The 22,318-nt window shown below is 72.3% G+C and carries 22 protein-coding genes; 11 read left to right on the top strand and 11 right to left on the bottom strand.

Translation table 11 applies throughout. From position 1 onward, the window contains the following. Window positions 1-3: 3 nt before the first annotated feature. Genes ACXNSR_RS24545 through ACXNSR_RS24535 form a run of 3 tightly spaced genes read right to left on the bottom strand, consistent with a single transcriptional unit; the run spans window position 4 to window position 2,962 of the window. On the bottom strand, window positions 4-1,284 hold the full coding sequence (locus ACXNSR_RS24545) for an AAA family ATPase (RefSeq protein ID WP_458637624.1): 1,281 nt from the start codon (window positions 1,282-1,284) through the stop codon (window positions 4-6). 7 nt (window positions 1,285-1,291) lie between these two features. Next, window positions 1,292-1,993: a Flp pilus assembly protein CpaB gene (gene cpaB / locus ACXNSR_RS24540; RefSeq protein ID WP_458637623.1), complete on the bottom strand. Its 702-nt coding sequence runs from the start codon at window positions 1,991-1,993 to the stop codon at window positions 1,292-1,294. 48 nt (window positions 1,994-2,041) lie between these two features. Beyond that, complete coding sequence (locus tag ACXNSR_RS24535; RefSeq protein ID WP_458637622.1) at window positions 2,042-2,962, bottom strand: hypothetical protein; 921 nt, start codon at window positions 2,960-2,962, stop codon at window positions 2,042-2,044. Between the two features lie 456 nt (window positions 2,963-3,418). Between ACXNSR_RS24535 and ACXNSR_RS24530 the strand changes: the two genes are divergently transcribed. Further along, the gene (locus tag ACXNSR_RS24530) at window positions 3,419-5,122 is read left to right on the top strand and encodes a chitinase (RefSeq protein WP_458637621.1); all 1,704 of its coding nucleotides are present in this window, start codon (window positions 3,419-3,421) and stop codon (window positions 5,120-5,122) included. Between the two features lie 125 nt (window positions 5,123-5,247). Further along, window positions 5,248-6,585 carry a M14 family metallopeptidase gene (locus ACXNSR_RS24525; RefSeq protein WP_458637620.1) on the top strand — a complete coding sequence of 446 codons (1,338 nt, stop codon included), beginning with the start codon at window positions 5,248-5,250 and terminating at the stop codon, window positions 6,583-6,585. Window positions 6,586-6,651: 66 nt separating this feature from the next. On the opposite strand, the gene ACXNSR_RS24520 is transcribed toward ACXNSR_RS24525, so the two are convergent. Together ACXNSR_RS24520 and ACXNSR_RS24515 are read right to left on the bottom strand one after the other, a co-directional pair. Beyond that, a complete protein-coding gene (locus ACXNSR_RS24520; protein WP_458637619.1) occupies window positions 6,652-7,062 on the bottom strand; it encodes a RidA family protein in 411 nt (136 codons plus the stop codon). Then, window positions 7,059-7,811 carry an IclR family transcriptional regulator gene (locus ACXNSR_RS24515; protein ID WP_458637618.1) on the bottom strand — a complete coding sequence of 251 codons (753 nt, stop codon included), beginning with the start codon at window positions 7,809-7,811 and terminating at the stop codon, window positions 7,059-7,061. The genes ACXNSR_RS24520 and ACXNSR_RS24515 overlap by 4 nt, the downstream gene beginning before the upstream one ends. 169 nt (window positions 7,812-7,980) lie before the next feature. Here ACXNSR_RS24515 and ACXNSR_RS24510 point away from each other — a divergent pair, with 169 nt between their 5' ends. The 3 genes from ACXNSR_RS24510 to ACXNSR_RS24500 are packed head-to-tail and all read left to right on the top strand — an operon-like array spanning window position 7,981 to window position 11,936. Then, window positions 7,981-9,273: an amino acid deaminase gene (locus ACXNSR_RS24510; protein ID WP_458637617.1), complete on the top strand. Its 1,293-nt coding sequence runs from the start codon at window positions 7,981-7,983 to the stop codon at window positions 9,271-9,273. Window positions 9,274-9,283: 10 nt separating this feature from the next. Then, window positions 9,284-10,897 (top strand): N-acyl-D-amino-acid deacylase family protein, encoded by a 1,614-nt coding sequence (locus ACXNSR_RS24505; protein ID WP_458637616.1) that lies wholly within the window; start codon window positions 9,284-9,286, stop codon window positions 10,895-10,897. A 22-nt stretch (window positions 10,898-10,919) separates the two neighbouring features. Beyond that, window positions 10,920-11,936: a YdcF family protein gene (locus tag ACXNSR_RS24500; RefSeq protein ID WP_458637615.1), complete on the top strand. Its 1,017-nt coding sequence runs from the start codon at window positions 10,920-10,922 to the stop codon at window positions 11,934-11,936. Between the two features lie 108 nt (window positions 11,937-12,044). Here ACXNSR_RS24500 and ACXNSR_RS24495 read toward each other — a convergent pair whose 3' ends face one another. Continuing rightward, window positions 12,045-13,394: a carbohydrate-binding protein gene (locus tag ACXNSR_RS24495; RefSeq protein ID WP_458637614.1), complete on the bottom strand. Its 1,350-nt coding sequence runs from the start codon at window positions 13,392-13,394 to the stop codon at window positions 12,045-12,047. A 189-nt stretch (window positions 13,395-13,583) separates the two neighbouring features. On the opposite strand from ACXNSR_RS24495, the gene ACXNSR_RS24490 reads away from it, so the two are divergent. Continuing rightward, window positions 13,584-13,769, top strand: a complete 186-nt coding sequence (locus ACXNSR_RS24490; protein ID WP_458637613.1) for a hypothetical protein — start codon at window positions 13,584-13,586, stop codon at window positions 13,767-13,769. A gap of 137 nt (window positions 13,770-13,906) precedes the next feature. Here ACXNSR_RS24490 and ACXNSR_RS24485 read toward each other — a convergent pair whose 3' ends face one another. Continuing rightward, window positions 13,907-14,854, bottom strand: coding sequence for a LysR family transcriptional regulator (locus tag ACXNSR_RS24485; protein WP_458637612.1), 948 nt, complete (start codon window positions 14,852-14,854; stop codon window positions 13,907-13,909). A 106-nt stretch (window positions 14,855-14,960) separates the two neighbouring features. Here ACXNSR_RS24485 and ACXNSR_RS24480 point away from each other — a divergent pair, with 106 nt between their 5' ends. Beyond that, window positions 14,961-15,413 (top strand): nitroreductase/quinone reductase family protein, encoded by a 453-nt coding sequence (locus ACXNSR_RS24480; RefSeq protein ID WP_458637611.1) that lies wholly within the window; start codon window positions 14,961-14,963, stop codon window positions 15,411-15,413. Window positions 15,414-15,455: 42 nt separating this feature from the next. Here the strand turns inward: ACXNSR_RS24480 and ACXNSR_RS24475 are convergent, their stop codons facing one another. Next, a complete protein-coding gene (locus ACXNSR_RS24475) occupies window positions 15,456-16,007 on the bottom strand; it encodes an N-acetyltransferase family protein (protein ID WP_458637610.1) in 552 nt (183 codons plus the stop codon). Between the two features lie 188 nt (window positions 16,008-16,195). Between ACXNSR_RS24475 and ACXNSR_RS24470 the strand changes: the two genes are divergently transcribed. Then, complete coding sequence (locus tag ACXNSR_RS24470) at window positions 16,196-16,543, top strand: hypothetical protein (protein WP_458637609.1); 348 nt, start codon at window positions 16,196-16,198, stop codon at window positions 16,541-16,543. A gap of 11 nt (window positions 16,544-16,554) precedes the next feature. On the opposite strand, the gene ACXNSR_RS24465 is transcribed toward ACXNSR_RS24470, so the two are convergent. After that, window positions 16,555-17,031, bottom strand: coding sequence for a macro domain-containing protein (locus ACXNSR_RS24465; protein WP_458637608.1), 477 nt, complete (start codon window positions 17,029-17,031; stop codon window positions 16,555-16,557). A 1,415-nt stretch (window positions 17,032-18,446) separates the two neighbouring features. Beyond that, a complete protein-coding gene (locus ACXNSR_RS24460; RefSeq protein ID WP_458637607.1) occupies window positions 18,447-18,680 on the bottom strand; it encodes a hypothetical protein in 234 nt (77 codons plus the stop codon). A 446-nt stretch (window positions 18,681-19,126) separates the two neighbouring features. Between ACXNSR_RS24460 and ACXNSR_RS24455 the strand changes: the two genes are divergently transcribed. The 3 genes from ACXNSR_RS24455 to ACXNSR_RS24445 all read left to right on the top strand — a co-directional run bounded on the left by ACXNSR_RS24455 (window position 19,127) and on the right by ACXNSR_RS24445 (window position 21,715). Next, the gene (locus tag ACXNSR_RS24455) at window positions 19,127-20,338 is read left to right on the top strand and encodes a pyridoxal phosphate-dependent aminotransferase (RefSeq protein ID WP_189733007.1); all 1,212 of its coding nucleotides are present in this window, start codon (window positions 19,127-19,129) and stop codon (window positions 20,336-20,338) included. A 123-nt stretch (window positions 20,339-20,461) separates the two neighbouring features. Beyond that, on the top strand, window positions 20,462-20,854 hold the full coding sequence (locus tag ACXNSR_RS24450; RefSeq protein WP_458637606.1) for an SCO4983 family protein: 393 nt from the start codon (window positions 20,462-20,464) through the stop codon (window positions 20,852-20,854). Between the two features lie 210 nt (window positions 20,855-21,064). Continuing rightward, window positions 21,065-21,715 (top strand): RDD family protein, encoded by a 651-nt coding sequence (locus ACXNSR_RS24445; RefSeq protein ID WP_458637605.1) that lies wholly within the window; start codon window positions 21,065-21,067, stop codon window positions 21,713-21,715. 36 nt (window positions 21,716-21,751) lie between these two features. Here the strand turns inward: ACXNSR_RS24445 and ACXNSR_RS24440 are convergent, their stop codons facing one another. Continuing rightward, window positions 21,752-22,180, bottom strand: a complete 429-nt coding sequence (locus ACXNSR_RS24440; RefSeq protein WP_458637604.1) for a hypothetical protein — start codon at window positions 22,178-22,180, stop codon at window positions 21,752-21,754. Window positions 22,181-22,318 lie beyond the last annotated feature (138 nt).

Genomic DNA, 22,318 nt, shown 5'->3' with positions numbered 1-22,318 from the left:
GTGTCAGCCCTCCCGGCCGCGGCGCAGGCGGGCCACCGGGCCCGTCGCGCGGACCGCCAGGGACGCGCCCGGGGTGGTGGGCGCCGGGGACGAGGTGGCGGTGTCGGGGGTCGACAGGAGGCCGAGTTCGCCGGCGAGGGTCCACAGGGCCTGTTTGACCGTCGAGCGGTTGTCGAGGTCCTGGACGCGGCCCGCGTCGACCACGGCCTGGAGTTCCTTGAAGGCGGCCGGGACCGGGGTGCGGGTGGCGCGGGTCTTGGTGATCTTCTCGATCAGGGCGGGCTGGATCTCCGTGTGCTTGCTCCAGCGGTTGACGACCATCGCCGTGTCCTCCGCCTTGCGGACCTGGAGCCGTTCCCACATCCGGACCATGCGCTTCGCCGCCCGTACGGCGACCACGTCCGGCGTGGTGACCAGCACCGCCACGTCCGCCATCTCCACGGCCGCCGCGTTGGCCCCGGTGACCTGGGTCCCGCAGTCGACCACGACGATTTCGTAGCGGCTGCGCAGGGCTCCCACGATGTGCCGGGCGGCCCGGTCGTCGACCTCCTCGCCCCGCTCCCCGTCCGCCGGGGCCAGCAGCAGCGCGAGGCCCGAGGCGTCGTCGTAGACGGCGTCCTGGAGGACCCGCGGGGAGATGTCCTGGATCCCGGCCAGGTCGGCGATGGAGCGCCGGAACTGCACGTCGAGGTACGAGCCGACGTCGCCCGCCTGGAGGTCCAGGTCGACCAGTGCGGTACGCCGGCCGGAGGCGGCCGCGGCCAGTGCGAACTGCACGGCGGTGAAGGTGGTGCCCACGCCGCCCTTGGCTCCGGTGACGGTGACCACCCGGCCGCCCGGGCCCGTGAAGACGTCGGCGGCGGCGCCCCCGCCCAGGTGGCGGCGTACGCCCACGGACCACTGGGCGGCGGCCTGGACGCGGGCGGCGAGTTCCTCGTAGGAGAGCGGGAGGCCGATCAGGCCCCGGGCGCCCGAGTCCATGGCGGCGGAGAAGAGCCCCGGGCCGGCGTCCGAGGAGACCAGGACGACGCCCACCGCCGGGAAGCGCAGGGCGACTTCCCGGATGAGCTCCAGGGCGGGCACCGGGCCGATCCGCTCGTGTACGAGGACGACCTCGGGGAGTTCGTCGATGGAGTCGGCGGCGAGGCGGGCGAGGGTGTCCAGGAGCGTGGTCGCGTCGGGGACGGGGGCGGCCGGCTCGGCGGCCGGGAGCTGGCTGAGCAGGGTCACGATGGCGCGTGCGGCGTCCGCGTCGCCGACCGCGGGGAGGATTCGGGTGGTCATCCGGGCCTCACCTGTCCCCGTCGAGGGTGTACGTGCGGTCGCCCGGGGCGGGCGCAGAATCGGTGCCGGGGGCCACCAGGGCCAGGCGTACGTGCTCCGCGAAGGACTCGGCGTAGGCGACGCGCTGGGTGTCCTTGGTGTTCAGGGCGAAGGTGATCGGGACGGCCTCGGCGGGGCCCTTGCGGTCGCTGTCCTTGTCCAGGGCGGTGAGCTTGCCGACGCCGAGGACCCGGGCGTTGGCGACGATGATCACCGATCGCGAGGGCTCGGTGTCCTTGGCACCCTTGAAGGTGGCGAGGATGTTGACCTTGGCGCCGGAGGTGATCTTGCCGGCCACGCCCGTGGCCGCGTCGATCATGATGGCGATCTCCTGCTCACCGGGCTGCAGCTGCGGCCGGTCGACGAACATGTCCGCCTGGAGCAGCGAGCCCTTCTTGAGCGTGGTCAGGGCGATCTTGTCCTTGAGCGCGCCGAGGTCGGTGACGGCGGTGTCGGAGAGCCACCGTTTCGGAATCCTGACCTCCTCGAACTGCCCCGCCGCCAGCGGGCTGTACGGGGCTATGTCGCCCTTGGCCCGGTACGCGACGACCTCGGCGCCGACCTTGGAGTTGACGTCGCCGATCACCACGAGGACCCCGGCGAAGGCCCCGAGCGCGCACAGGACCGACAGGAGCAGCAGGATGACGCCGCGGCGCTGGCGTGAGTTCATGGGCCTTACCTACCTCGCCGTTCTTCATTCATTCGTGCGTTCGAGTGATCAGGGTCTGGAACGGGCGGCGCTCGCCGGCGGCGGGGCGGTGAGCGGTGCCGCGCAGAAGCCGCAGCGGTCGCCGATGAGTTCGAGGCCGCACCAGCGGCACTCCTCCCGGCGGACCGAGGCGACGAGCTGGTACAGCACGGACAGGTCCGGAATGCCGGCGGCGAACTCGACGAGCTTCGGGGTGCCCCACCAGCCGGGGGACGCGGCGGGCAGCGGGTTCTCCAGGACGCCCTGGACCTGCCAGGCGGGGGCCAGTTCGGCCGTGACCCAGTCGGAGGCGAGCTGGCCGCGGGCGAAGGTGAGGTGCGTGGCGAACTCGGGGCCCGCCGGCAGCAGCGCGCCCCGGGAGCCGTGGGCACCGTGGGCACCGTGTGCACCGGCCTTGGAGCCGCCGCCCGCGCCCAGTTTCGCCAGGTGCGGTTTCGGGTGGGCCATGACGGCGAACTGCGCGCTCGGCGACCAGGACCGGGCGTGCGCCCCGAGTCCCACCGGGACCCGGACCCGGTCGAGTTTGGCGACCGAGCCCAGCAGGGCGCCCGCGTAGATGTAGTGGGACAGCAGCCGGGCCGCGGAGGCGATGACTCCTGGGCTGAAGTCGCAGACGCTGAGCTGGCGGAGCTGACGTGCCAGCAGGGCCGTTCCCAGCGGCGGCAGATCGATCCCGAGGAGCGCGATCCGGTCGGTTTCCAGGATGGCGCGCACGGTGTGCAGGCGCTGGACGGTGGAGCGCGGGAGCCACGGCGGCACGAGTGCCACGAGGTGGCCGTGCCGCTCCAGCAGGGCGGCCGTCCCGGCGAGCGCGGACTCCAGGTCGAGCTGCTCGGGCGGGTGCAGTAACGCGGCCCCGGGCGTGTGCCGGTCAGGGGCCGGAAGTACCAGATCGGCGCTGGTGACAGCGATGGCGGTCGGCACGCGCATTCCCCCGTTCCCCCACGTGCACCCCGTGCGTACGCCCCGTACGCCGCGGGCACTTCCCGTGCCCGACGCGCGCTCGACGCGGACCCGGCACGGACCTGACGCGGATCCGGCACGGACCCGACGCGGACTCGACGCGGATCCGGAACGGACTTCCCGCGTCCGCGCCCCCACCGCGCGACCGCATCCGATCGCCCCGCTCCCCCTTGCCCCAGCACCATATCCGCGTCACCCCTGGCGGGGCAGGGCCTTGGGGATTCCCGTGGCGGCTGCACGTGCCGCAGGGGGCGGAAACCCGGACAACAGGGATCGCATAGCGGGCCATTTCAAGCCACATCGCGAAGACCCTTGACACGGGGATTGGTCTGGACCAACTTGGCAGCCAACGCCTCGAGTCGGACCCACCCCACTCGGTCCACCTCCTTCCACACCCCTTTCCCTCCCCCCACCGGAGCCCACGTGAACCGCATACGCTCCCTCGCCCTGCCCATCGCCGCCACCCTGGCCGCGGGCGCCCTGTCCGCCCTCGCAGCCGGTACCGCACAGGCCGCCGACGTGAACGTCGCCCGCAACGGCGGCTTCGAGTCGGGCCTCGCCAACTGGTCCTGCACCGGCGGAACCGGTACCTCCGTCTCCTCGCCCGTCTACGCCGGATCCGGCGCCCTGAAGGCCACTCCGGCGGGCCAGGACAACGCCCGGTGCAGCCAGACCGTCACGGTCAAGCCGAACTCGACCTACACGCTGAGCACGCAGGTCCAGGGCAGCTACGTCTACCTCGGCGCGACCGGGACCGGCACCCAGGACGTCTCCACCTGGACCCCCGGATCGGGCGCCGGCTGGCAGAAGCTCTCCACCACCTTCACCACCGGCCCCAGCACCACCCAGGTCACCGTCTACACGCACGGCTGGTACGGCCAGCCGGCCTACGTCGTCGACGAGTTCAGCGTCTTCGGCCCCGACGGCGGAGGCGGCACCGACCCCGGCCCCTCGGTCCCCGGCGCCCCGGCCGGGGCGGCCGTATCCGGCCAGAGCGCGAACGCCCTCACCCTTTCGTGGAACGCGGCCGGCTCGGCCACCGGCTACTACGTGTACCAGGACGGCGTCCGCGTCAGGACGGTGACCGGCGGCGCCACCACCACCCAGATCACCGGGCTCGCGGCCTCGACCTCGTACTCCTTCCAGGTGAGCGCGTACAACGCGGCGGGCGAGGGCCCGAAGTCCGCCCCCGTGACCGGCACGACCACCGGCACCGACCCGGGTCCGGGCCCCGGGCCCGCCGTCCCCAAGCACGCCCTGACCGGCTACTGGCAGAACTTCAACAACGGCGCGACCGTCCAGAAGATCTCCGACGTCTCGGCGCAGTACGACATCATCGCCGTCTCCTTCGCGGACGCGACCACCACGCCCGGCGCCATCACCTTCAACCTCGACTCGGCCGGCCTCGGCGGCTACACGGTCGCCCAGTTCAAGGCCGACATCGCCGCGAAGAAGGCGGCCGGAAAGTCGGTCATCCTCTCCATCGGGGGCGAGAAGGGGACCATCACGGTCAATGACTCGGCCTCCGCGAACAACCTCGCGAACTCCGCGTACGCCCTGATGCAGGAGTACGGGTTCACCGGCATCGACATCGACCTCGAGAACGGCCTGAACCCCACCTACATGACGCAGGCCCTGCGCTCGCTGTCGTCAAAGGCCGGATCCTCGCTCGTCATCACCATGGCCCCGCAGACGATCGACATGCAGTCCACGCAGGGCGGCTACTTCAGGACGGCGCTGAACATCAAGGGCATCCTCACCGTCGTCAACATGCAGTACTACAACAGCGGCTCGATGAACGGCTGCGACGGCAAGGTCTACTCCCAGGGCTCGGTGGACTTCCTCACCGCGCTCGCCTGCATCCAGCTGGAGGGCGGCCTCGACCCCTCGCAGGTGGGCATCGGCGTCCCGGCCTCGCCCAGCGGCGCGGGCAGCGGCTACGTGTCCCCGACGGTCGTGGGCAACGCCCTGGACTGCCTGACCCGGGGAACGAACTGCGGCACCTTCAAGCCGTCGAAGACCTACCCGGGGCTGCGCGGCGCGATGACCTGGTCGACCAACTGGGACGCCAAGGCGGGTAGTGCTTGGTCGAACTCGGTGGGTCCGAAGGTCCACGGGCTCCCGTAGGCGGTACGTGTGGGGGTGGCCGGATCGGTACGGCCTGCACAGGGTGTCCTTGACCGGGACATGCCACGAGAGCACGCTGTGCGCGTCCGCACGGCTATCCCCACACTCCCGACCCAGGAGAACGCATGCGGCTCCATACCCGCCGGAGGGCCGCCGTCACGGCGGCCCTGCTGGCGCTCGCGCTGGGCGCACCCGCCTACGGCATGAGCGCGACGGCTTCCCCTCCGCCCACCCCTTCGACCGCCACCCAGGACGAGGCGATCGTCCAGTACCGGATCCACGGCCCCTCCACCGCGGCCGACCGCACCGCCCTGCTCCGTACGGGCGTCTCGATCGACGAGGTGGACGACCACACCGTCGTGGTCAGCGCCGACACCATGCAGGCGAAGAAGCTCAAGGAGCTCGGCTACCGGCTGACGGCCCTGCCCGGACCCCCGGACCGCTCCCTGCCCGGTATCGCCGCGAGCCCGATGGACTTCCCCTCGGCGGACTCGAAGTACCACAACTACGCCGAGGCGACGGCGGAGATCAACCAGATCGTCGCGCAGTACCCCGCGATCGCGAGCAAGCAGGTGATCGGGAAGTCGTACCAGGGCCGGGACATGTTCGCCATCAAGATCAGCGACAACGTCGCGACGGACGAGGCCGAGCCCGAGGTGCTCTTCACCGCCCACCAGCACGCGCGCGAGCACCTGACCGTCGAGATGGCCCTGTACCTGCTCAAGGAGTTCACCTCCAAGTACGGCAGCGACTCCCGGGTCACGGGCGCCGTCAACGGCCGCGAGATCTGGATCGTCCCGGACCTCAACCCGGACGGCGGCGAGTACGACATCGCCACCGGCTCCTACCGGTCCTGGCGCAAGAACCGGCAGCCGAACTCCGGCTCCTCCTACGTCGGCACGGACGAGAACCGCAACTGGAACTACAAGTGGGGCTGCTGCGGCGGTTCCAGCAGCAGCAAGAGCTCCGAGACCTACCGGGGCGCTTCCGCCGAGTCGGCGCCCGAGGTGAAGGTCGTCGCGGACTTCGTCCGCAGCCGCGTCATCGGCGGCAAGCAGCAGATCAAGGCCGCCATCGACTTCCACACCTACAGCGAGCTCGTCCTGTGGCCCTTCGGCTACACCTACAACGACACCGCCCCGGGCCTGACCGCCGACGACCTCGCCGTCTACAAGAAGATCGGCACCAGCATGGCGGCGAGCAACGGCTACACGCCCGAGCAGTCGAGCGACCTGTACATCACGGACGGGACGATCGACGACTGGCTGTGGGGCAACCAGAAGATCTTCTCCTACACCTTCGAGATGTACCCGGAGAGCGGCGGCGGCGGCTTCTACCCGCCGGACGAGGTCATCGACCGCGAGACCGCGCGCAACAAGGACGCGGTGCTCCAGCTGCTGGAGAACGCGGACTGCATGTACCGCTCGATCGGCAAGGAAGCCCAGTACTGCGCGGCGCCGTGACCCAGTGCGGCACGTGACCGTGTGAAAGGGGGCGCCCCACCGCCAGGGGGGCGCCCCGTCCGCGCGTCAGCCGAGGACGGCGAGGGCGTCGATCTCGATGAGCAGCCCGGCCGGCAGGCCCACGTACACGGTGGTGCGGGCGGCGGGGGCCTCCTTCAGGCCCTGCTCCTCGAAGTAGGCGTTGTAGAGGGCGTTCATCTCGGCGAAGTGCCCGGTGTCGGTGAGGTAGACGCGGATCATCATCACGTCGTCCCAGCCCGCACCGCCGGCCTCCAGGACCGAGCGGACGTTCTCCAGCGTCTGGAGGGTCTGCTCGCGCAGGCCCGGACCGGCCGGGGTGGGCGGCTGCCCGTCCACGTGCGGGAGGAAGCCGACCTGGCCGGCGACCTGGAGGATGTTGCCCTTGCGCACACCGTGCGAGAACCTCGCCGGCGGGGTGGTGTGGGTGCCGGGCGTGACGGCGGTCTTCTCGCTCACGTGCTCTCCTGGGTTCCTGAGTAGTCCTGGCTGATGGCTTCGGCGGTGCGCAGCACCTGCGGCAGCAGTTCGAGCAGCCCCTCGGCGGGGATGACCACACCGGGCGCCGAGACCGACAGCGCGGCGACGACCCGCCCGTCCGGCCCGTGCACCGGCGCCCCGAGGCAGTTGATGGACTCCTCGTGCCCACCGAGATCGGTGGCCCAGCCCTGCTCCCTTACGAGGTCCAGTTCGCGCAGGAAGGCCGCCGCGTCCGGGGTGGAACGGGCGGTGTAGCGGGGGTAGTCGATCCGGCCGGCGAGGGCCCTGAGCTCGGCCTCGGGCAGATCGGCGAGGAGCAGCTTGGCCACGGCGGCGACCGTGAGGGGCACGGGCCTGCCGATGCGGGAGTACATGCGGACCGGGTAGCGGCTGTCGACCTTGTCGACGTACACGACCTCGTCGTCCTGGTGGAGGGCGAGATGAACGGTGTGCCCGGTGGCCCGGTTCAGCTCGACGAGGTGGGGGTGCGCGATCTCCCGGACGTCCAGGTTCTCGATGGCCTCGGCGGCGAGCGCGAAGAGCTGCGCGCCGAGCCGGTAGCGGCCGTCGGCCCGGCGGCAGACGAAGCCGCGCTCGTTCAGGGTGCGCAGGAGACGCAGCGCGGTGCTCTTGTGCACGCCGAGTTCGCCGGCCACTTCGCCGAGCCCGGCGGGCCCCTTCGCGAGCAGCGGCAGCACCGCGAGCGCCCGCTCCACCGACTGGCTCATGCCGCGTCCTTTCGTGACCGTCACTGCCAACACCGGCTCCGCCGGTGCGCCGGGCTCCGCCCCCGCAGCGGCGCCGCACGTTGACCCGTCGTCACCCGGGATGTTAGACAGCATGCAGCGGCAGACGCAACGACCGTTGCACAGAACGCAACTCCGGGAGGCACCCCGCATGGCCAGCGACAGCGACCCCGTCAAGGACCTCGCCGACGAGCCGGTCGACCACCGGTTCAAGGGCCTGCCCCCGGACGCCCAGGCACACGGCCTCACCGTCGGCCGGCTCGCCGCCGAGCGCCGTGACCTGTACACCGGCGGCTTCACCACCCCCGTCCTGACCCTCGACGCGGACGCGCTGGAGCACAACCTCGCCGCCCTCGGCACCTACGCCGCCCGCCACGACCTGGCGTTCGCCCCGCACGGCAAGACCTGCATGGCTCCGCAGCTCTTCCGGCGCCAGCTGGAACACGGCGCGTGGGGCATCACGGTCGCCATGCCCCACCAGGCCCGCGTCTGCCGCGCCTTCGGCATCCGGACGATCTTCCTGGCCAACGAGCTGGTCGACGCTCCCGCCCTCCGCTGGGTCGCCGACGAGCTCGCCGCCGACCCCGGCTTCCGGTTCGTCTGCTACGTCGACTCCGTGCGCGGAGTCGAGCTGATGGACGCCGCCCTGCACGGCCACGGCGCCACCCTCGACGTCGTCCTCGAACTCGGCGCCGGCGCCGAGGGGCGCACGGGGCTCCGTACCGACGCCGAGTGCCAGGCGGTCGCCGAGGCCGTGGCCGCGTCCCCCTCCCTGCGCCTGGCGGGTGTGGCCGGCTACGAGGCCACCATGCCCGGTGCCGACGCCGACAGCGTCCGTGTCTGGCTGCGCCGTCTCACCGCGCTCGCCGCCGATCTCGACAAGCAGGGCCTCTTCACCGGCACCGGCCTGGACGAGGTCATCGTCAGCGCCGGCGGCAGCGAATGGTTCGACGCCGTCGCCGAGGTCTTCGCCGAGGTCCCGGAGCTCTCGCTGCCCGTCCTGCCGCTGCTGCGCTCCGGCGCGTACGTCTCCCACGACCACGGCTGGTACTCGGGCCTGACCCCCTTCAACCGCCTTCCCGAGGAAGGCGGCCTGCTCCCCGCCTTCCGGCTGTGGACCCAAGTGGTCTCCCGCCCCACGCCCGGCCAGGCCTTCGTCAACGCCGGCAAGCGCGACATCGCCTACGACCTCGGCCTGCCCGAAGTGCTCGCCGTGCGCAGCGCCCGCGACGGTGTCGAGCGGGCCGCGACCGGAATCCGGGTGACCAAGCTGTCCGACCAGCACGCCTGGGTCGAGACGGACGCCGACGCCACCCCGCTGGAGGTCGGCGACTGGGTCTCCCTCGGCATGGCCCACCCCTGCACGATCTTCGAGAAGTGGCCGCTGATCCCGGTCGTGCAGGCCGACGGCGCCGTCACCGACTACGTCCGCACCTTCTTCTAGGCACCGGCCGGTGGACCTGGTCATCCGGGGGGCCCGCGTCGTCGACGGCACGGGCGGGCCCTCGTACACCGCGGACGTCGGCGTCCACGAGGGCCGGATCGCCGAGATCGGCGGGATTGCGGACGGCCGGCTCCCGGGCGGCCGGATCCCGGGCGGCGGGCGCCGGACCCTCGACGCGCACGGCCTCGTCCTCGCCCCGGGCTTCGTCGACATGCACGCCCACAGCGACCTCGCCCTGCTCCGCGACCCGGACCACAGTGCGAAGGCCGCGCAGGGCGTGACCCTCGAAGTCCTCGGCCAGGACGGCCTGTCGTACGCGCCCGTCGACGACCGCACCCTCGGCGAGGTGCGGGCCGCCATCGCCGGCTGGAACGGCCCCGGCGACGACGTCGACTTCGACTGGCGCACGGTCGGCGGGTACCTCGACCGGCTGGACCGGGCCCACGGCGGCCGCGGCGTGGCCGTCAACGCCGCCTATCTGGTCCCCCAGGGCACGGTCCGCGCGTACGCCCTCGGCTGGGACGACCGCCCGGCGACCCCGGCCGAGCTGGACCGGATGCGGCAGCTCGTCGCCGAGGGCCTCGACCAGGGCGCCGTCGGCCTGTCCTCCGGGCTCACCTACACCCCCGGCATGTACGCCACCGGGGCCGAACTGAGCGAACTGTGCCGGGTCGTGGCCCGGTACGGCGGCTACTACTGCCCGCACCACCGCAGTTACGGCCGCGACGCGCTGGCCGCCTACGCCGAGATGGTCGACCTCGCCCGGGAGGCCGGCTGCGCCCTGCACCTCGCGCACGCCACCATGAACTTCGCCGAGAACCGCGGCCGGGCCGGCGAGCTGCTCGCCCTGCTCGACGCGGCCCTGGACGGGGGCGCCGACATCACCCTCGACAGCTACCCGTACACCCCCGGCTGCACCACGCTCGTCGCGCTCCTGCCCGGTTGGGCGAACGAGGGCGGCCCGGAGGCGGTCCTGGCGCGGCTGCGCGACGACACCCAGGCCGAGCGGATCCGCCACGCGCTGGAGGCCGAGGGATCCGACGGCTGCCACGGGGTCCCCGTCGACTGGTCGGCCATCGAGATCTCGGGCACCGCCGACCCCGCCTACGGGCCGTACGTCGGCAGGCGCCTGGACGGCTGGGAGACCGCCCGCCGCCTCCTGCTCGGCGACCGGCTGGCGCCGACGGTCCTCCAGCACGTCGGCCACGAGGAGAACGTCCGGGCGATCATGCGCCACCGGGTCCACACCGGCGGCTCGGACGGCATCCTCCAGGGCACGAAACCGCACCCGCGCGCCTACGGGACCTTCCCCCACTACCTCGGCCACTACGTCCGCGAACTCGGTCTGCTGTCCCTGGAGGAGTGCGTGGCGCACCTGGCCGGCCGGCCCGCGGCGCGCCTGCGGCTGCCCGACCGGGGCCTGGTCCGCGTGGGGTACCGCGCCGACCTCGTCCTCTTCGACCCGGACACGGTCGCGGCCGGGTCCACGTACGAGCGGCCGCGCGTACTGCCGACCGGGATCCCGCACGTCCTGATCGACGGGCGTTTCGTGATGCGCGACGGACGGCGGACGGACGTGCTGGCCGGCCGGTCGGTGCGCCGAACCGGCCATGTTTCCCGGTAGGTCAGCCGCCTACGATGTCTTCATGGTCGCCTTCGCCCTCGCCGCCCTGCTCTTCCTCGCGTTCTGCATAAGCGTCCGGCAGGACCGGCGCCGCTTCAGCAATGCGGTGCTCCTGGGGCTGACCTTCCTGACCGCGTTCTCGGCCCTGTTCCTCCAGGTGGGCAAGCTGCCCTTCTGGGCGGCCGTCACGGTCGTCGTCCTCGCCTTCGCCTCACCCGCGTTGGGCGTCGTGGCGCTGGGCGTCTTCCTCGTCCGCAACGGCATGACGATGATCCGCAAGGAGGGGCTGCGGCCCGCCAATCTGCTGTCGATGCTCGCCGGCCTCGCGATCTTCGCGCTGATCGCACTGCTGGTCCTCGTCGGTGTGGTGGGCTCCCCCGTACTGGGCGGGATCGCCGGGACCCTCACCGTCGTCGCCGGCTACGTCTCCTTCGTCTTCTTCTGCTTCCTCGGCTACGCCTTCCTCTACGGCCGGATCAAGGTGCGGGGCGACGTCGACCACGTGGTCATGCTGGGCTCCGGCCTGGTCGGCGGCGACCGCGTGCCGCCGCTGCTGGCCTCGCGCCTGCGCAAGGGGCAGCAGATCTACGAGGGTCAGCTGGCCCGGAGCGGACGGCCGCCGGTGCTGCTCGTCTCCGGCGGCAAGGGCTCGGACGAGAAGGTCGCGGAGGCCCGGGCGATGGCGGACTGGCTGATCGCCGAGGGCGTGCCGGCGGAGCACATCGTGCTGGAGGACCGGTCCACCACGACCGAGGAGAACATGCTCTTCAGCCGGCAGATCATGGAGCAGCACGATCCGGCCTACCGGTGCGTGGTCGTCACCAACAACTTCCACGCCTTCCGGGCCGCGATGCTGGCCCGCAAGACCGGCGTGAACGGGCAGGTCCTGGGCTCCCCCACCGCGAAGTACTACTGGCCGAGCGCCACCATCCGCGAGTTCGTCGCGGTCTTCTGGGAGCACCGGACGGTGAACCTGTCGATCTGCGGCCTGCTGGCCGTGTTCGGCGCCCTCGGCACGCTGGCCGCGGTCCTCGTCTGACGACGGACGGAGCGAACGGGGCGGACGGAGCGAACGGGGCGGACGGCGCGGACGCGGAAGGTGCCGTGACTCCCCCCTTGGCAGTCACGGCACCGGTCACCGCAGGGATCAGACCCGCTGCCAGAGCGCCGGGACGTTCGGCGGCTCCCAGCCCGTCTGGGCCTGGTGCCCCTGGAGGCAGCGGTAGTCCGAGCCGCCGTACGTGACGGTGGCGCCGGCCGCGTAGACGGTGCCCGCCTTCCAGGTGCCGCCCGGCTCGGGGTCACCGGGGCCGGGGCCCGGGCCGGGGTCGCTGCCGCTGACCTTGAGGGTCAGTCCGTAGGCCGACAGGATCGGGTTGAGCGGCTGGAAGAAGGTGGTCCCGCCGCTGGAGCAGTTGCCGGAGCCGCCCGAGGTGACGCCCTGGGCCTGGCTCCCGGAGATGTAGGAGCCGCCCGAGTCGCCCGGCTCGGCGCAGACCGTCGTACGGGTCACGCCGGAGATGGTGCCCTCGGGGTAGGTGACGCTGGTGCCGTGCTGCTGGATGGTGCCGCAGTGCCATCCGGTGGTCGATCCGGAACGGCATACCGAGGCGCCGACGGGCTGCAGCACCGAGCCGGTGACCTGCACGTTCGCCCCGCCGCTGCCCTTCACGTAGGGGGTCGCGGTCCACTGGGTGTTCGCGGCCACCCAGGCCATGTCGTTGCCGGGGAAGACCGAGGCCTGGAAGGAGCCCTGGGCCACCTGGTTGAAGCCGCTGGTAGTGGTTCCGGCGCGTCCGCAGTGCCCGGCGGTGGCGAAGCCGTTCACGGAGCCCTTGGTGACGGGGAAGCCGACGGAGCAGCGGCCGCTGCCGTTCATGTAGTACGCGTCCCCGCCGCGCAGGTCGTACAGCGGGCGCGGGGCCACGGCCGTACGGACCACCGTGACGCCGGCCGCGTCGATCCCGGTGGCGGCCAGCAGCGCGGCGGCCGCCCCCGCCTCGGTCTCCTCGACGACGAGGGTGTTGGTGCGCGGGTCGGCGTAGCGGACCGGGGTCGCGGGGCCGGCGGCCCGGTCGAGTGCGGCCCGGTCGGCGTCCAGGTCGGCCAGGGTCCGGGTGACCAGCTTCGCCCGGGCCCCGGTGGCCCGTATCGCGGCGGTGTCGGCGGCCCGGGTGGTGGCCACGGTGAGGGTGCCGGCGTCGGCCCCGTCCACCCAGGCCCCGGCGAAGGCGGCGCCGAGCCGGTCGCGCAGCCGGGCGGCGGTGGCCCCCGCCTCGGCCTCGTGGGCGAGGCGCGCCTTGGCCTGCGTGGGGGTCAGGCCGAGGTCGCGCTGCATCGCGGCGAGCAGCTCGGGCGGGGCGTCGGCGGTGCGCAGGGTGGCTGCCGCGGAGGGCGGGGCGGGGGTGGAGTCGGCGGTGGCGCCGCCGGTCCCGGCCAGCAGCAGCCCGGCGGCGGCCAGGGCGGTACACGCCGCGCGGGCGTGTCGCTTGAGCATGGGGGATCTCCTCGGTTTCCGGTGGGGTCTGCGGAAACCGTAGAAATCCGAACCGTCGCGCGGGAGCTGCCAGTTGGCCCCTGCCGCGGTGTTATGCCCGGGGCTCTCCGGCGGCCCGCGCACGGTCGAGGTGCGTTCATGGGGCGGTGGCCGGAGGATGGGGCCAGGGGAAACCGTAGGAGGTACGCGATGGTCAGTGAACCCGACGAGCAGCCCACCCGGTCGGACCGGCTCTTCACGGGCGGGGAACGGCCGTACGACCCCGAGGACCTCGTGATGGCGACCGGCCACGACCCGACTCCGGAGCGGGTCGAGAAGGCCCGGAAGCTCATGGAGAAGGAGGGCCCGCAGGTCATCGAGCGCTACCTGCCGTAGCCACGGCGCAGGCGCGAAGGACTGCCACACCCGCCCCCGGCCCCGCCGGGGGCGCCCGCATCCAGCCCCACCCCTCCAGCCGCGCCCCCGCAACGGCGCCGCACCCGCCCCCTTGCCCGCTCCCTTGCCCGCTCCCGCTACGCCGCAGGCGACGCCGCCCGCAGGGCCGCGGCTCCGGCCGACCTGACCAGGGCCTCCGCATGCGCGGCCCTCGCCTGCCCCAGCACCTCGGCGGCCCGCGCAGCGACCCGCGCGGCGGGATGCCAGCCCAGCAGGTGCCGCCAGACGAGCGGGGTCCCGGCGAGGGGCCGGGTGACCACCCCCGGGGTCACCGGGAACGTGGCCCGGCACAGCCCGACCGCCCGCCCCACCTGCACCAGGTGCACGCACGAGGCGGTGTCGGTCTCGTAGACACAGGCGGGCGCGAACCCGGCCCGTACGCAGGCCGCGGCGAAGCAGTCGCCGAAACACCCGTCGCCGGGGACGTCCGTCCACGCCTCGGCGGCCAGCTCGGCCAGCTCGATCTCGCTACGCGCGGCCAGGGCGAGCGGATGGTCCTCGGCCAGCATCACGTGCACGGGGTCGCGCGCCACCTCCATCCACGCCAGGCGCCCCGGCTCGGGCGGCACGCTCTCCCCGCAGACCCCGACCAGCGCGAAGTCCAGGCGGCCGTCGGCGACTCCGGCGGCGACGTCCTTCTCCGACCAGGAGGTGTACGTGGTCACGGGCACCCCCGGTTCCTGGTGGGCGAGCCGGTCCACGAGCCCGCCGAGCAGCGGTCCGTGCGTGCCGCCGAGCCGGTAGCCGTGCGCCCCCTGGCGGGCGAACCGCTGGGCGTCCTCCTGCAGCTCGCACACGGCGGGCAGCAGCACCCTGGCCCGCTCCAGCACCAGTTCACCGAGCGCGGTGGCCCGTACGCCGTCGCGCCCCCGCAGGAACAGCGTCCCGCCCAGCGCCCGCTCGATGCGCTTGAGCTGCGTACTGAGCGCGGGCTGCGCGAGGCCGAGCGCGGTGGCGGCCCGCGTCAGGCTCCCGGCGTCGGCGACGGCCCGGACGATCTTGAGGTGCCTCAGCTCCAGATCCATACGACGAGCTTGGTCCAGACCTGTGGGCATGCGCTACGGGTCGGGCGCATCCAGAATCGTTAATGCTCGTTAGCCGCAAGGGGGACACGATCCTAAGGACAGGCAAATGCACGCACTCGACGTCGACTGGGACCACCCCACCGACCCTCGCCCCGGCCCGCGGCTCGACCACGTACGCGCCTACGTGAGCACCGCGGGAGCCGACGGCCACCTCTGGCACGGAGTCCGCACCCTCCTGCTGACCACGCTCGACCGCGGCGGCGACCGCGCGGTCCGCACCCCGCTGATCTACGGCGAGGACGCGGGACGGTACATCGTCCTCGCCTCCGGCTACGGCGCCGCGGACCACCCCCGCTGGTACCGGAACCTCACCGACCACCCGGAGGTCCGCCTCCAGGTCGGCGCCGCCGCCTTCACGGCGCGGGCACGCACCGCCACGCCCCAGGAACGGGAGGTGTACTGGGAGATGATGACGGCCCTGTGGCCCCCGTTCGAGGAGGACCGCGCCGCGGCCCGGCCCCGCGAGATCCCGCTGGTGATCATGGAGCGCGCCAACTGAGCGACCGGGCCGCCGACCGGCCGGGCACCCCGCCCGGAACGGTCACAACGTCGGCGCGACCACCGCACTGTACGTGCGGCCGCCCGCGACGAAGTCGCCCAGCGGGACCATGCCGAAACCGTCGACGTGCACCTTCCAGGACGGCGCGTTCCCGGCCTCGATGAAGGCGACCACGGCTTCGGCGCGCTCCGAGGCCGCCGCCAGGGCCATGGTGAACAGCGCCCGGGCCACACCACGCCCCCGGTACGCGGAGGCGACCACGACCGGCCCGTACAGCAGCCACCGCACCTCGGCCAGCGGGCACCCCTGCCACTCCAGCACCTCCTGGGCCCGGAGCAGGCCCGCCACCGGCGGCGACGGATCGGCCAGGGCCGCGGGCGCCGACAGCGCGAGCAGCCCTGCGATCCGGCCCCCGTCGTCCGCGACCAGCAGCTCCCGCGCACCGGCCATCGCCCGCAGCACGCCGACGTCGAAGCGGCCCTGCACGAAGCCCTGCTCCGCCCGCTGACGCTCCGTCAGCGCGTCGTGGTGGTTGGCGGCGATGAGCTCGGCCATGGCGGGCGCATCGGCCTCGGTGGCGTACCGGTACTCCATCCCGCGATCGTGCCACGCCCCCGCGGCCGGACCACGCTGCCGACACCGGGGCCTCCGGGTGACACGGGAGGTATTGAACATGTTCAATGTTCTGGCAGTATGACCTCCGGTGAACCTGCCGGAACAGCGGGAAAGCAATTCCGCCTGCCTTCACGACCGGTCGCCACGAGTCCGGAGGTCGGCCCACCATGGTCCTGCTCGCCCTCGCCCTCGCGCTCGCCTTCACACTCGGGGGCCTGGCCCTGACCCTCGTCGCGAGCGCGGTCCTCGGGTACACGACCGTCGCGGTGAGCGGCAGGCTGCCGCTCGCGGCCAGGATCGCTCTGCTGCCGGCCCTGGCCGCCGCTTCGTCGGCGGCATGGGTGAGCGCCCTGGGCGCCTGGGCCATCTGGCGGCCGGCCGCCCTGGCCCTGCCGTTCCTCACGACAGTCCTCACGGGAGCCGCCTACCTCGCACGCGAAGCCCGCAAGCGGCGGTCACCCCGGAACCCGGCAGCGGCGTCGCCCGTCAGCCACCCACCGACCGCCGACCGCTGAGGCCGCGCGGCTCACCCGTGGTCGTACACGGTCACTTCCACGTCCCGCTCGCACAACGCCCCGGTGATCAGCGGCTCGATGCGCGCCCACGTACCACCCGCGAGCCCGCACCCGATGCGCGGCATGTGAACGCTCGCCCCGAGCTCGACGGCATGACCGGCGAGCGCGGTGAGGCACCGCTCCACGGCGTCGTACCGAATGGGCGGCCCCCCGCTCCCGGTCCGGATGCCGCGCTGACCGACCATGTTGGCCACCCACACGTCGGGCTTCACCCGCACCAGCTGGACGGCCCCCAGCCCGAAGTCGTTCCCGCTGCGCCCCCGATGCCACGCCCGGAACGCGGCCTCGGGCTCGGCCCACCGCTTCGACACGGCCAGCACGAAGCCCTTCCCCCAGCCCCCGAGGTCATTGCAGACATGCGCAACGATCTTGGGCCCCTTGGCCTGAGGACTCGTCGCATCCCCGGCAATGATCCTCATCGGCTTCATGCCCCGAACGGTATTCGCCACCACTGACAGGCCGACGAACGGGTGGGGCGGGGCGGGGCGGGGGCTTCGGTGGGGGCGGAACGGGATCCTCTCGGGCGGTGTCGGGGATGTGCTGGGGGTTTCCCGTCAGTCCCATCGTCCCTCCGGGTCGGGCCGGCCCCTCAAGGGCGCTCCTTCGTCGCGTCGCTTCGCGATGGCCTGCGGCCACCCTTGACCGACCGTCCCGCCCCGGAGAAACGAAAGACTGCCGGGAAGCCCCCAAAGGAACGGGCCGGGCGATCAAGGATCAGGACGGGGACGGTCGGCCATGCCCGGCCCCGTCCCGCATGAGCCAGGGCCGGCAGACGGGGCCGATCCAGACCCGGCCCCGGGTCGGTGGGGCGCGTCCAATCGCTACGCGCTCCTCACCTCTCAGCGTCTCCAGTCCGTCTTGGGCTGGACATAGGCCGCCCACGGCCTCGGTCCGGCGCTCGACCTGCGTCCGACGACCGGCCCGGGCCGGGCACAGGCCGCCCCAGATCGCTACGCGCTTCTCCAGGACCGCGACCCACGGCCGTCAGCGCCTGGTGAGAGGGGCGGACGGCCGATAGTCCGGCTATTCCGTAGTGGAGCCGGGTCAGCGCAAGCATCGCACCACAAACCCACCCCCAAAGAGGTGCAATTGGGGCAATCCGTCGGCCCTTTGAGTCGCCCATGCACGCTGACCCGCATCCACTGCGGAATAGGCGCTGTCTCACGTCTTTTCGCCCCGCGACGACCCGCAGGCGCCTCCCGGGGAAGCACCTGCGGGTCGTGGGCGGCTTGCGGCCGGCCACGGACGGTCGTCGGACGCGGGTCGAGCGCCGCACCGAGGCCGTGGGCGGCTTATGAACGGCCACAGACGGCCGTCGGTCGCTGTCGGCGAGAAGCGCCTGAGGCCGTGGGCGGTCTATGTCCAGCTACGGACGACCATCGGCCGCTGTCGGTGAGAAACCCTTTCGGGGCGTGGGCGGTCTATGTCCAGCCACAGACGGTCGTCGGACGCTGAGAGGTGAGGAGCGCGTAGCGATTTGGCGCGCCCCACCGACCCGGGGCCGGGTCTGGATCGGCCCCGTCTGCCGACCCTGGCTCATGCGGGACGGGGCCGGGCATGGCCGACCGTCCCCGTCCGTGTCTTGAAGTGCCGGCCCGTTCCTTTGGGGGCTTCCCGGCAGTCTTTCGTTTCTCCGGGGCGGGGCGGTCGGTCAAGGGTGGCCGCAGGCCATCGCGAAGCGACGCGACGAAGGAGCGCCCTTGAGGGACCGGCCCGACACGGAGGGACGATGGGACTGACGGGAAACCCCCAGCACATCCCCGACACCGCCCCAGCGGACTCCGCCCCACCCCCACCGAAGCCACCGCCGCACTGCCCGACCCCGCCCAGCCGCCCCACCCCCTCAGAGGTACTCCCGAGCGAACTCCACCGCCCATTCCACCGCCGCCAGGGGGACGCTGCCCGAGTGGGGGTCGATGGCGAGGCGGGCCGATTCCCAGTCCTGGTCGTGTTCGCGGAAGATCGCGAAGCGGGCCTCCTCGAGGACGCCTTCCGGCCTGACCAGGAACTCGATGGCCCGGTCGTCGCCATCCGTGCCGACCGTGGCGATCTCCATGCCACCAACTACGAAAACCACTGTCCCGCGCTCCTCCGTTGCCGCCGTGCACGTACACCCGCAGGACGAACGCCGCGCAGATCGCTCCCGCCGCCACGAGGGCGCCCGCCGTGGCGACCCGTTCACGGCGGCGGCGGTCCGCCGGCTTCCACCCGTCCTGGTCCATGCGCCCAGCCTCCGTCCCGGCACGGGCGCCCGCATGAGTGCGTGTACTCATCCGGGGTACTCATGCGGCCTACCCGGCCCCTTGCGATCCATCCGGCCACCTGGGGTGACGAGCGCAACACCATGCGCTCGCGCATGCCCGCGCCCCACTCATTCCGCAGGTCGGAGCACGGACGCGGCCCCGGATTCCAAGGGGGGACCGCGCCCCGACCCACCCATTGCCCGAAACGGGACAAACCACCCTTCGGGCTTCTCCTCGAAAACACACGTCAAGCTCGCACCCGGGCCCGTAAGCTCCCGTCATGCAGGTGATCCAGTCAACCAAACTCGCCAATGTCTGTTACGAGATCCGCGGCCCCGTGCTCGAAGAGGCGATGCGGCTCGAAGCAGCAGGTCATCGCATCCTCAAGCTCAACACGGGCAACCCCGCGGCCTTCGGCTTCGAGTGCCCTCCGGAGATCCTTGAGGACATGCTCCGCAACCTGGGCACCGCCCACGGTTACGGTGACGCGAAGGGGCTGCTCTCCGCGCGCCGCGCGGTCATGCAGCACTACCAGACCAAGGGCATCGACCTGGACGTCGAGGACATCTACCTCGGCAACGGCGTCTCCGAGCTGATCCAGATGTCGATGCAGGCGCTGCTCGACGACGGCGACGAGGTCCTGGTCCCCGCTCCGGACTACCCGCTGTGGACCGCCTCCGTGTCCCTCGCGGGCGGCACGGCCGTGCACTACCGCTGCGACGAGCAGGCCGACTGGATGCCGGACCTCGCCGACATCGAGCGCAAGGTCACCGATCGCACCAAGGCGATCGTCATCATCAACCCGAACAACCCGACCGGCGCCGTCTACGACGAGGAGATGCTGCGCGGGCTCACGGACATCGCGCGCCGCCACAACCTCGTCGTCTGCTCGGACGAGATCTACGACCGGATCCTCTACGACGGCGCCGTGCACCACAACACCGCCGCCATCGCCCCGGACCTGCTGACGCTGACCTTCAACGGGCTCTCGAAGAACTACCGCGTCGCCGGCTACCGGGCCGGCTGGATGGCGGTCTGCGGCCCCAAGAAGCACGCCGCCTGCTACATCGAGGGCCTCACGGTCCTGGCGAACATGCGCCTGTGCGCGAACATGCCCTCGCAGCACGCCGTGGCCACCGCGCTCGGCGGCCGGCAGTCGATCGAGGACCTGGTCCTGCCCGGCGGGCGGATCCTGGAGCAGCGCAACGTCGCGTACGACCTGCTCACCCAGATCCCGGGTGTCACCTGTGTGAAGCCGAAGGGCGCGCTGTACGCCTTCCCGCGACTGGACCCGTCCGTCTACAAGATCAAGGACGACCGGCAGATGGTCCTGGACCTGCTGCGGGCCGAGAAGATCATGGTGGTGCACGGTACGGGCTTCAACTGGCCCGAGCCCGACCACTTCCGGATCGTGACGCTGCCGAACGCCAAGGACCTGGCCGACGCGGTGACCCGGATCGGGAACTTCCTCGACGGCTACAGCCAGCTGTAGCGACGCGCGGTGCGACTCGCCGGAGTCCAGCCGGCGAGACGCACCCCCCAACAACAGGATTCAGCTCAACTTTAGAACCAATCCAATGTAGGATGGTCTCCTGACCACGCAGGAGGCCACCTCATGTACGAGCCGATCCGCACGAAGCCGGTCGTCCACCGCATGGGCGCCGCCCCGGCCGACTACCCGCACAGCAGCCGCGGCGAAGCGCTGGACATCCAGCTCGCCGGCCACCTCGCGGCCCTGCTCGCCGTCACCGACGAGCTCGGGCTCGACGAGGGCGCCGCCGAGATCGCCGCCCAGGTCGCACGACTGCGCGGGGCCCAGCCCGCCCGTGCCCCGCGCCACTCCGCCGAGGACGCCGCCGCGCTCCACCAGCGCGCCCACGACCTCGCCGCCCGCGCGCTCCTCGTCGCCGCGTCCCGCGCCGACACCACCGTCGCGATCCTCGCCGCCGAGCGCATGGACGCGCACGCCGCCGCCCTGAAGTCCCCGGACCTGGCCGGCGCCCTCTAGACGGCCCCGGTCCGGGGCCGCGGAGGCTCCGGACCGGGTGCCACGCTCCGTGTGCGAGGGACTGCGGCAGGGGCGGAAATTGGACAGAACCCGGTGCTCCGAACACGATGAGGGCTGAAAGATCGCGGTTGCACGGGGGAGGCCGCTCCACATGCTCAATCTCCTCCACTGCGCTTCGTCCCCGTTCGAGCATTCTGGAGAGATTCGCCCATGAGCTTCGGCGACCCGAACAACCCCTACGGCCAGCAGCCCCCGCAGGGTCAGCCCGGCCACCCGCAGCAGGCCCCGCAGGGCGTGCCCCCGCAGTACGGCTACCCGCAGCAGCCGCCGCAGGGCGCCCCCCAGTACGGCTACCCGCAGCAGACCCCGCCGCCGTACGGCGCTTACCCGCCGCCGGGGATGCACGCGCCGGGCATGCCGGGCTCGGGGATGCCGCCGCTGGCCCACTGGGGTCTGCGCGTGGGTGCGGCCCTGCTCGACGGGCTGATCATCGCGGGCCCGATGTACGCCCTGATCGGTCTCGGCGCGGCCATCGCCAGCGACGAGTCGACCGAGGCGATCGCCGGCATCCTCAGCCTGCTCGGCATGCTGTACACCCTCGGCATGCTCTTCTTCCAGCTGTACAAGGAAGGCACCACCGGCCAGACGATCGGCAAGAAGATCGTCGGCATCAGCGTGCACCGCGAGCTCGACGGGGCCGTGCTCGGCTTCGGCATGGCGTTCGTCCGCAAGCTGGCGCACATCCTCGACGGCGCCGCCTGCTACATCGGCTACCTGTGGCCGCTGTGGGACGAGAAGAAGCAGACCTTCGCCGACAAGGTGTGCAGCACCGTCGTCATCAAGGTGAACCAGAACGGCTGATCGCCCCACGGTGAGGACCGGTGGCGACCCCCTGCGTCATGCCTGGCCGGCCGGCGCGAACTCCGCGCCGGCGACGCCGCACCAGGGCACCGTCGCCACCGGCCACACCGGGCCGACCGCCTCCCCGTACTCGGTCGCGCCCGGTGCCACGCCCGGGATCTTCACCAGCGCCTGCGCGGCCCGCGCCTGCGGGTCCGCTTCGGCGCGGTCACGGAACTCCACCGTGACGACGTACGCGCCGGGGCCCTCGGCCCGCCCCGCCGCCTCCACCGCGGCCACCACCCGGCGGCTGGCCGGATCGATACGGCACCCGGTGACCCGTACGTCCTCCACCGCCGCCCGCGGCGGCGCCTGCGGCGGATCGCCGCCGCTCGCCCACACGTACAGACCCAGCGGGGCGAACACCAGCAGCCCGGCCACCGTCACCAGGCCGACCAGCCAGCCCTGCCATTTCAACGTGCTCACGCCCATGCCCAGATCCTCCCGGGCCGCCGCCCCGCCCACCAGCACCCGAGGGCTCACACAGCATTTCGAAGTGGGACCGCCTGGACACCTGACGTTCATTCAAGTTGGCGCGGAATGTGGGTTTCCGCGAGCACGCTG

It is taken from the genome of Streptomyces sp. NC-S4 (genome assembly GCF_054353315.1).
This window is presented reverse-complemented; position numbering and strand designations above follow the sequence as displayed.

Excerpts from the sequence above, each read along its gene's own strand:
- ACXNSR_RS24545 (WP_458637624.1), bottom strand. The coding sequence starts at position 1,284 with ATGACCACCCGAATCCTCCCCGCGGTCGGCGACGCGGACGCCGCACGC.
- cpaB (WP_458637623.1), bottom strand. The coding sequence starts at position 1,993 with ATGAACTCACGCCAGCGCCGCGGCGTCATCCTGCTGCTCCTGTCGGTC.
- ACXNSR_RS24535 (WP_458637622.1), bottom strand. The coding sequence starts at position 2,962 with ATGCGCGTGCCGACCGCCATCGCTGTCACCAGCGCCGATCTGGTACTT.
- ACXNSR_RS24525 (WP_458637620.1), top strand. The coding sequence starts at position 5,248 with ATGCGGCTCCATACCCGCCGGAGGGCCGCCGTCACGGCGGCCCTGCTG.
- ACXNSR_RS24515 (WP_458637618.1), bottom strand. The coding sequence starts at position 7,811 with ATGAGCCAGTCGGTGGAGCGGGCGCTCGCGGTGCTGCCGCTGCTCGCG.
- ACXNSR_RS24510 (WP_458637617.1), top strand. The coding sequence starts at position 7,981 with ATGGCCAGCGACAGCGACCCCGTCAAGGACCTCGCCGACGAGCCGGTC.
- ACXNSR_RS24500 (WP_458637615.1), top strand. The coding sequence starts at position 10,920 with ATGGTCGCCTTCGCCCTCGCCGCCCTGCTCTTCCTCGCGTTCTGCATA.
- ACXNSR_RS24495 (WP_458637614.1), bottom strand. The coding sequence starts at position 13,394 with ATGCTCAAGCGACACGCCCGCGCGGCGTGTACCGCCCTGGCCGCCGCC.
- ACXNSR_RS24490 (WP_458637613.1), top strand. The coding sequence starts at position 13,584 with ATGGTCAGTGAACCCGACGAGCAGCCCACCCGGTCGGACCGGCTCTTC.
- ACXNSR_RS24485 (WP_458637612.1), bottom strand. The coding sequence starts at position 14,854 with ATGGATCTGGAGCTGAGGCACCTCAAGATCGTCCGGGCCGTCGCCGAC.
- ACXNSR_RS24480 (WP_458637611.1), top strand. The coding sequence starts at position 14,961 with ATGCACGCACTCGACGTCGACTGGGACCACCCCACCGACCCTCGCCCC.
- ACXNSR_RS24475 (WP_458637610.1), bottom strand. The coding sequence starts at position 16,007 with ATGGAGTACCGGTACGCCACCGAGGCCGATGCGCCCGCCATGGCCGAG.
- ACXNSR_RS24470 (WP_458637609.1), top strand. The coding sequence starts at position 16,196 with ATGGTCCTGCTCGCCCTCGCCCTCGCGCTCGCCTTCACACTCGGGGGC.
- ACXNSR_RS24465 (WP_458637608.1), bottom strand. The coding sequence starts at position 17,031 with ATGAAGCCGATGAGGATCATTGCCGGGGATGCGACGAGTCCTCAGGCC.
- ACXNSR_RS24455 (WP_189733007.1), top strand. The coding sequence starts at position 19,127 with ATGCAGGTGATCCAGTCAACCAAACTCGCCAATGTCTGTTACGAGATC.
- ACXNSR_RS24450 (WP_458637606.1), top strand. The coding sequence starts at position 20,462 with ATGTACGAGCCGATCCGCACGAAGCCGGTCGTCCACCGCATGGGCGCC.
- ACXNSR_RS24445 (WP_458637605.1), top strand. The coding sequence starts at position 21,065 with ATGAGCTTCGGCGACCCGAACAACCCCTACGGCCAGCAGCCCCCGCAG.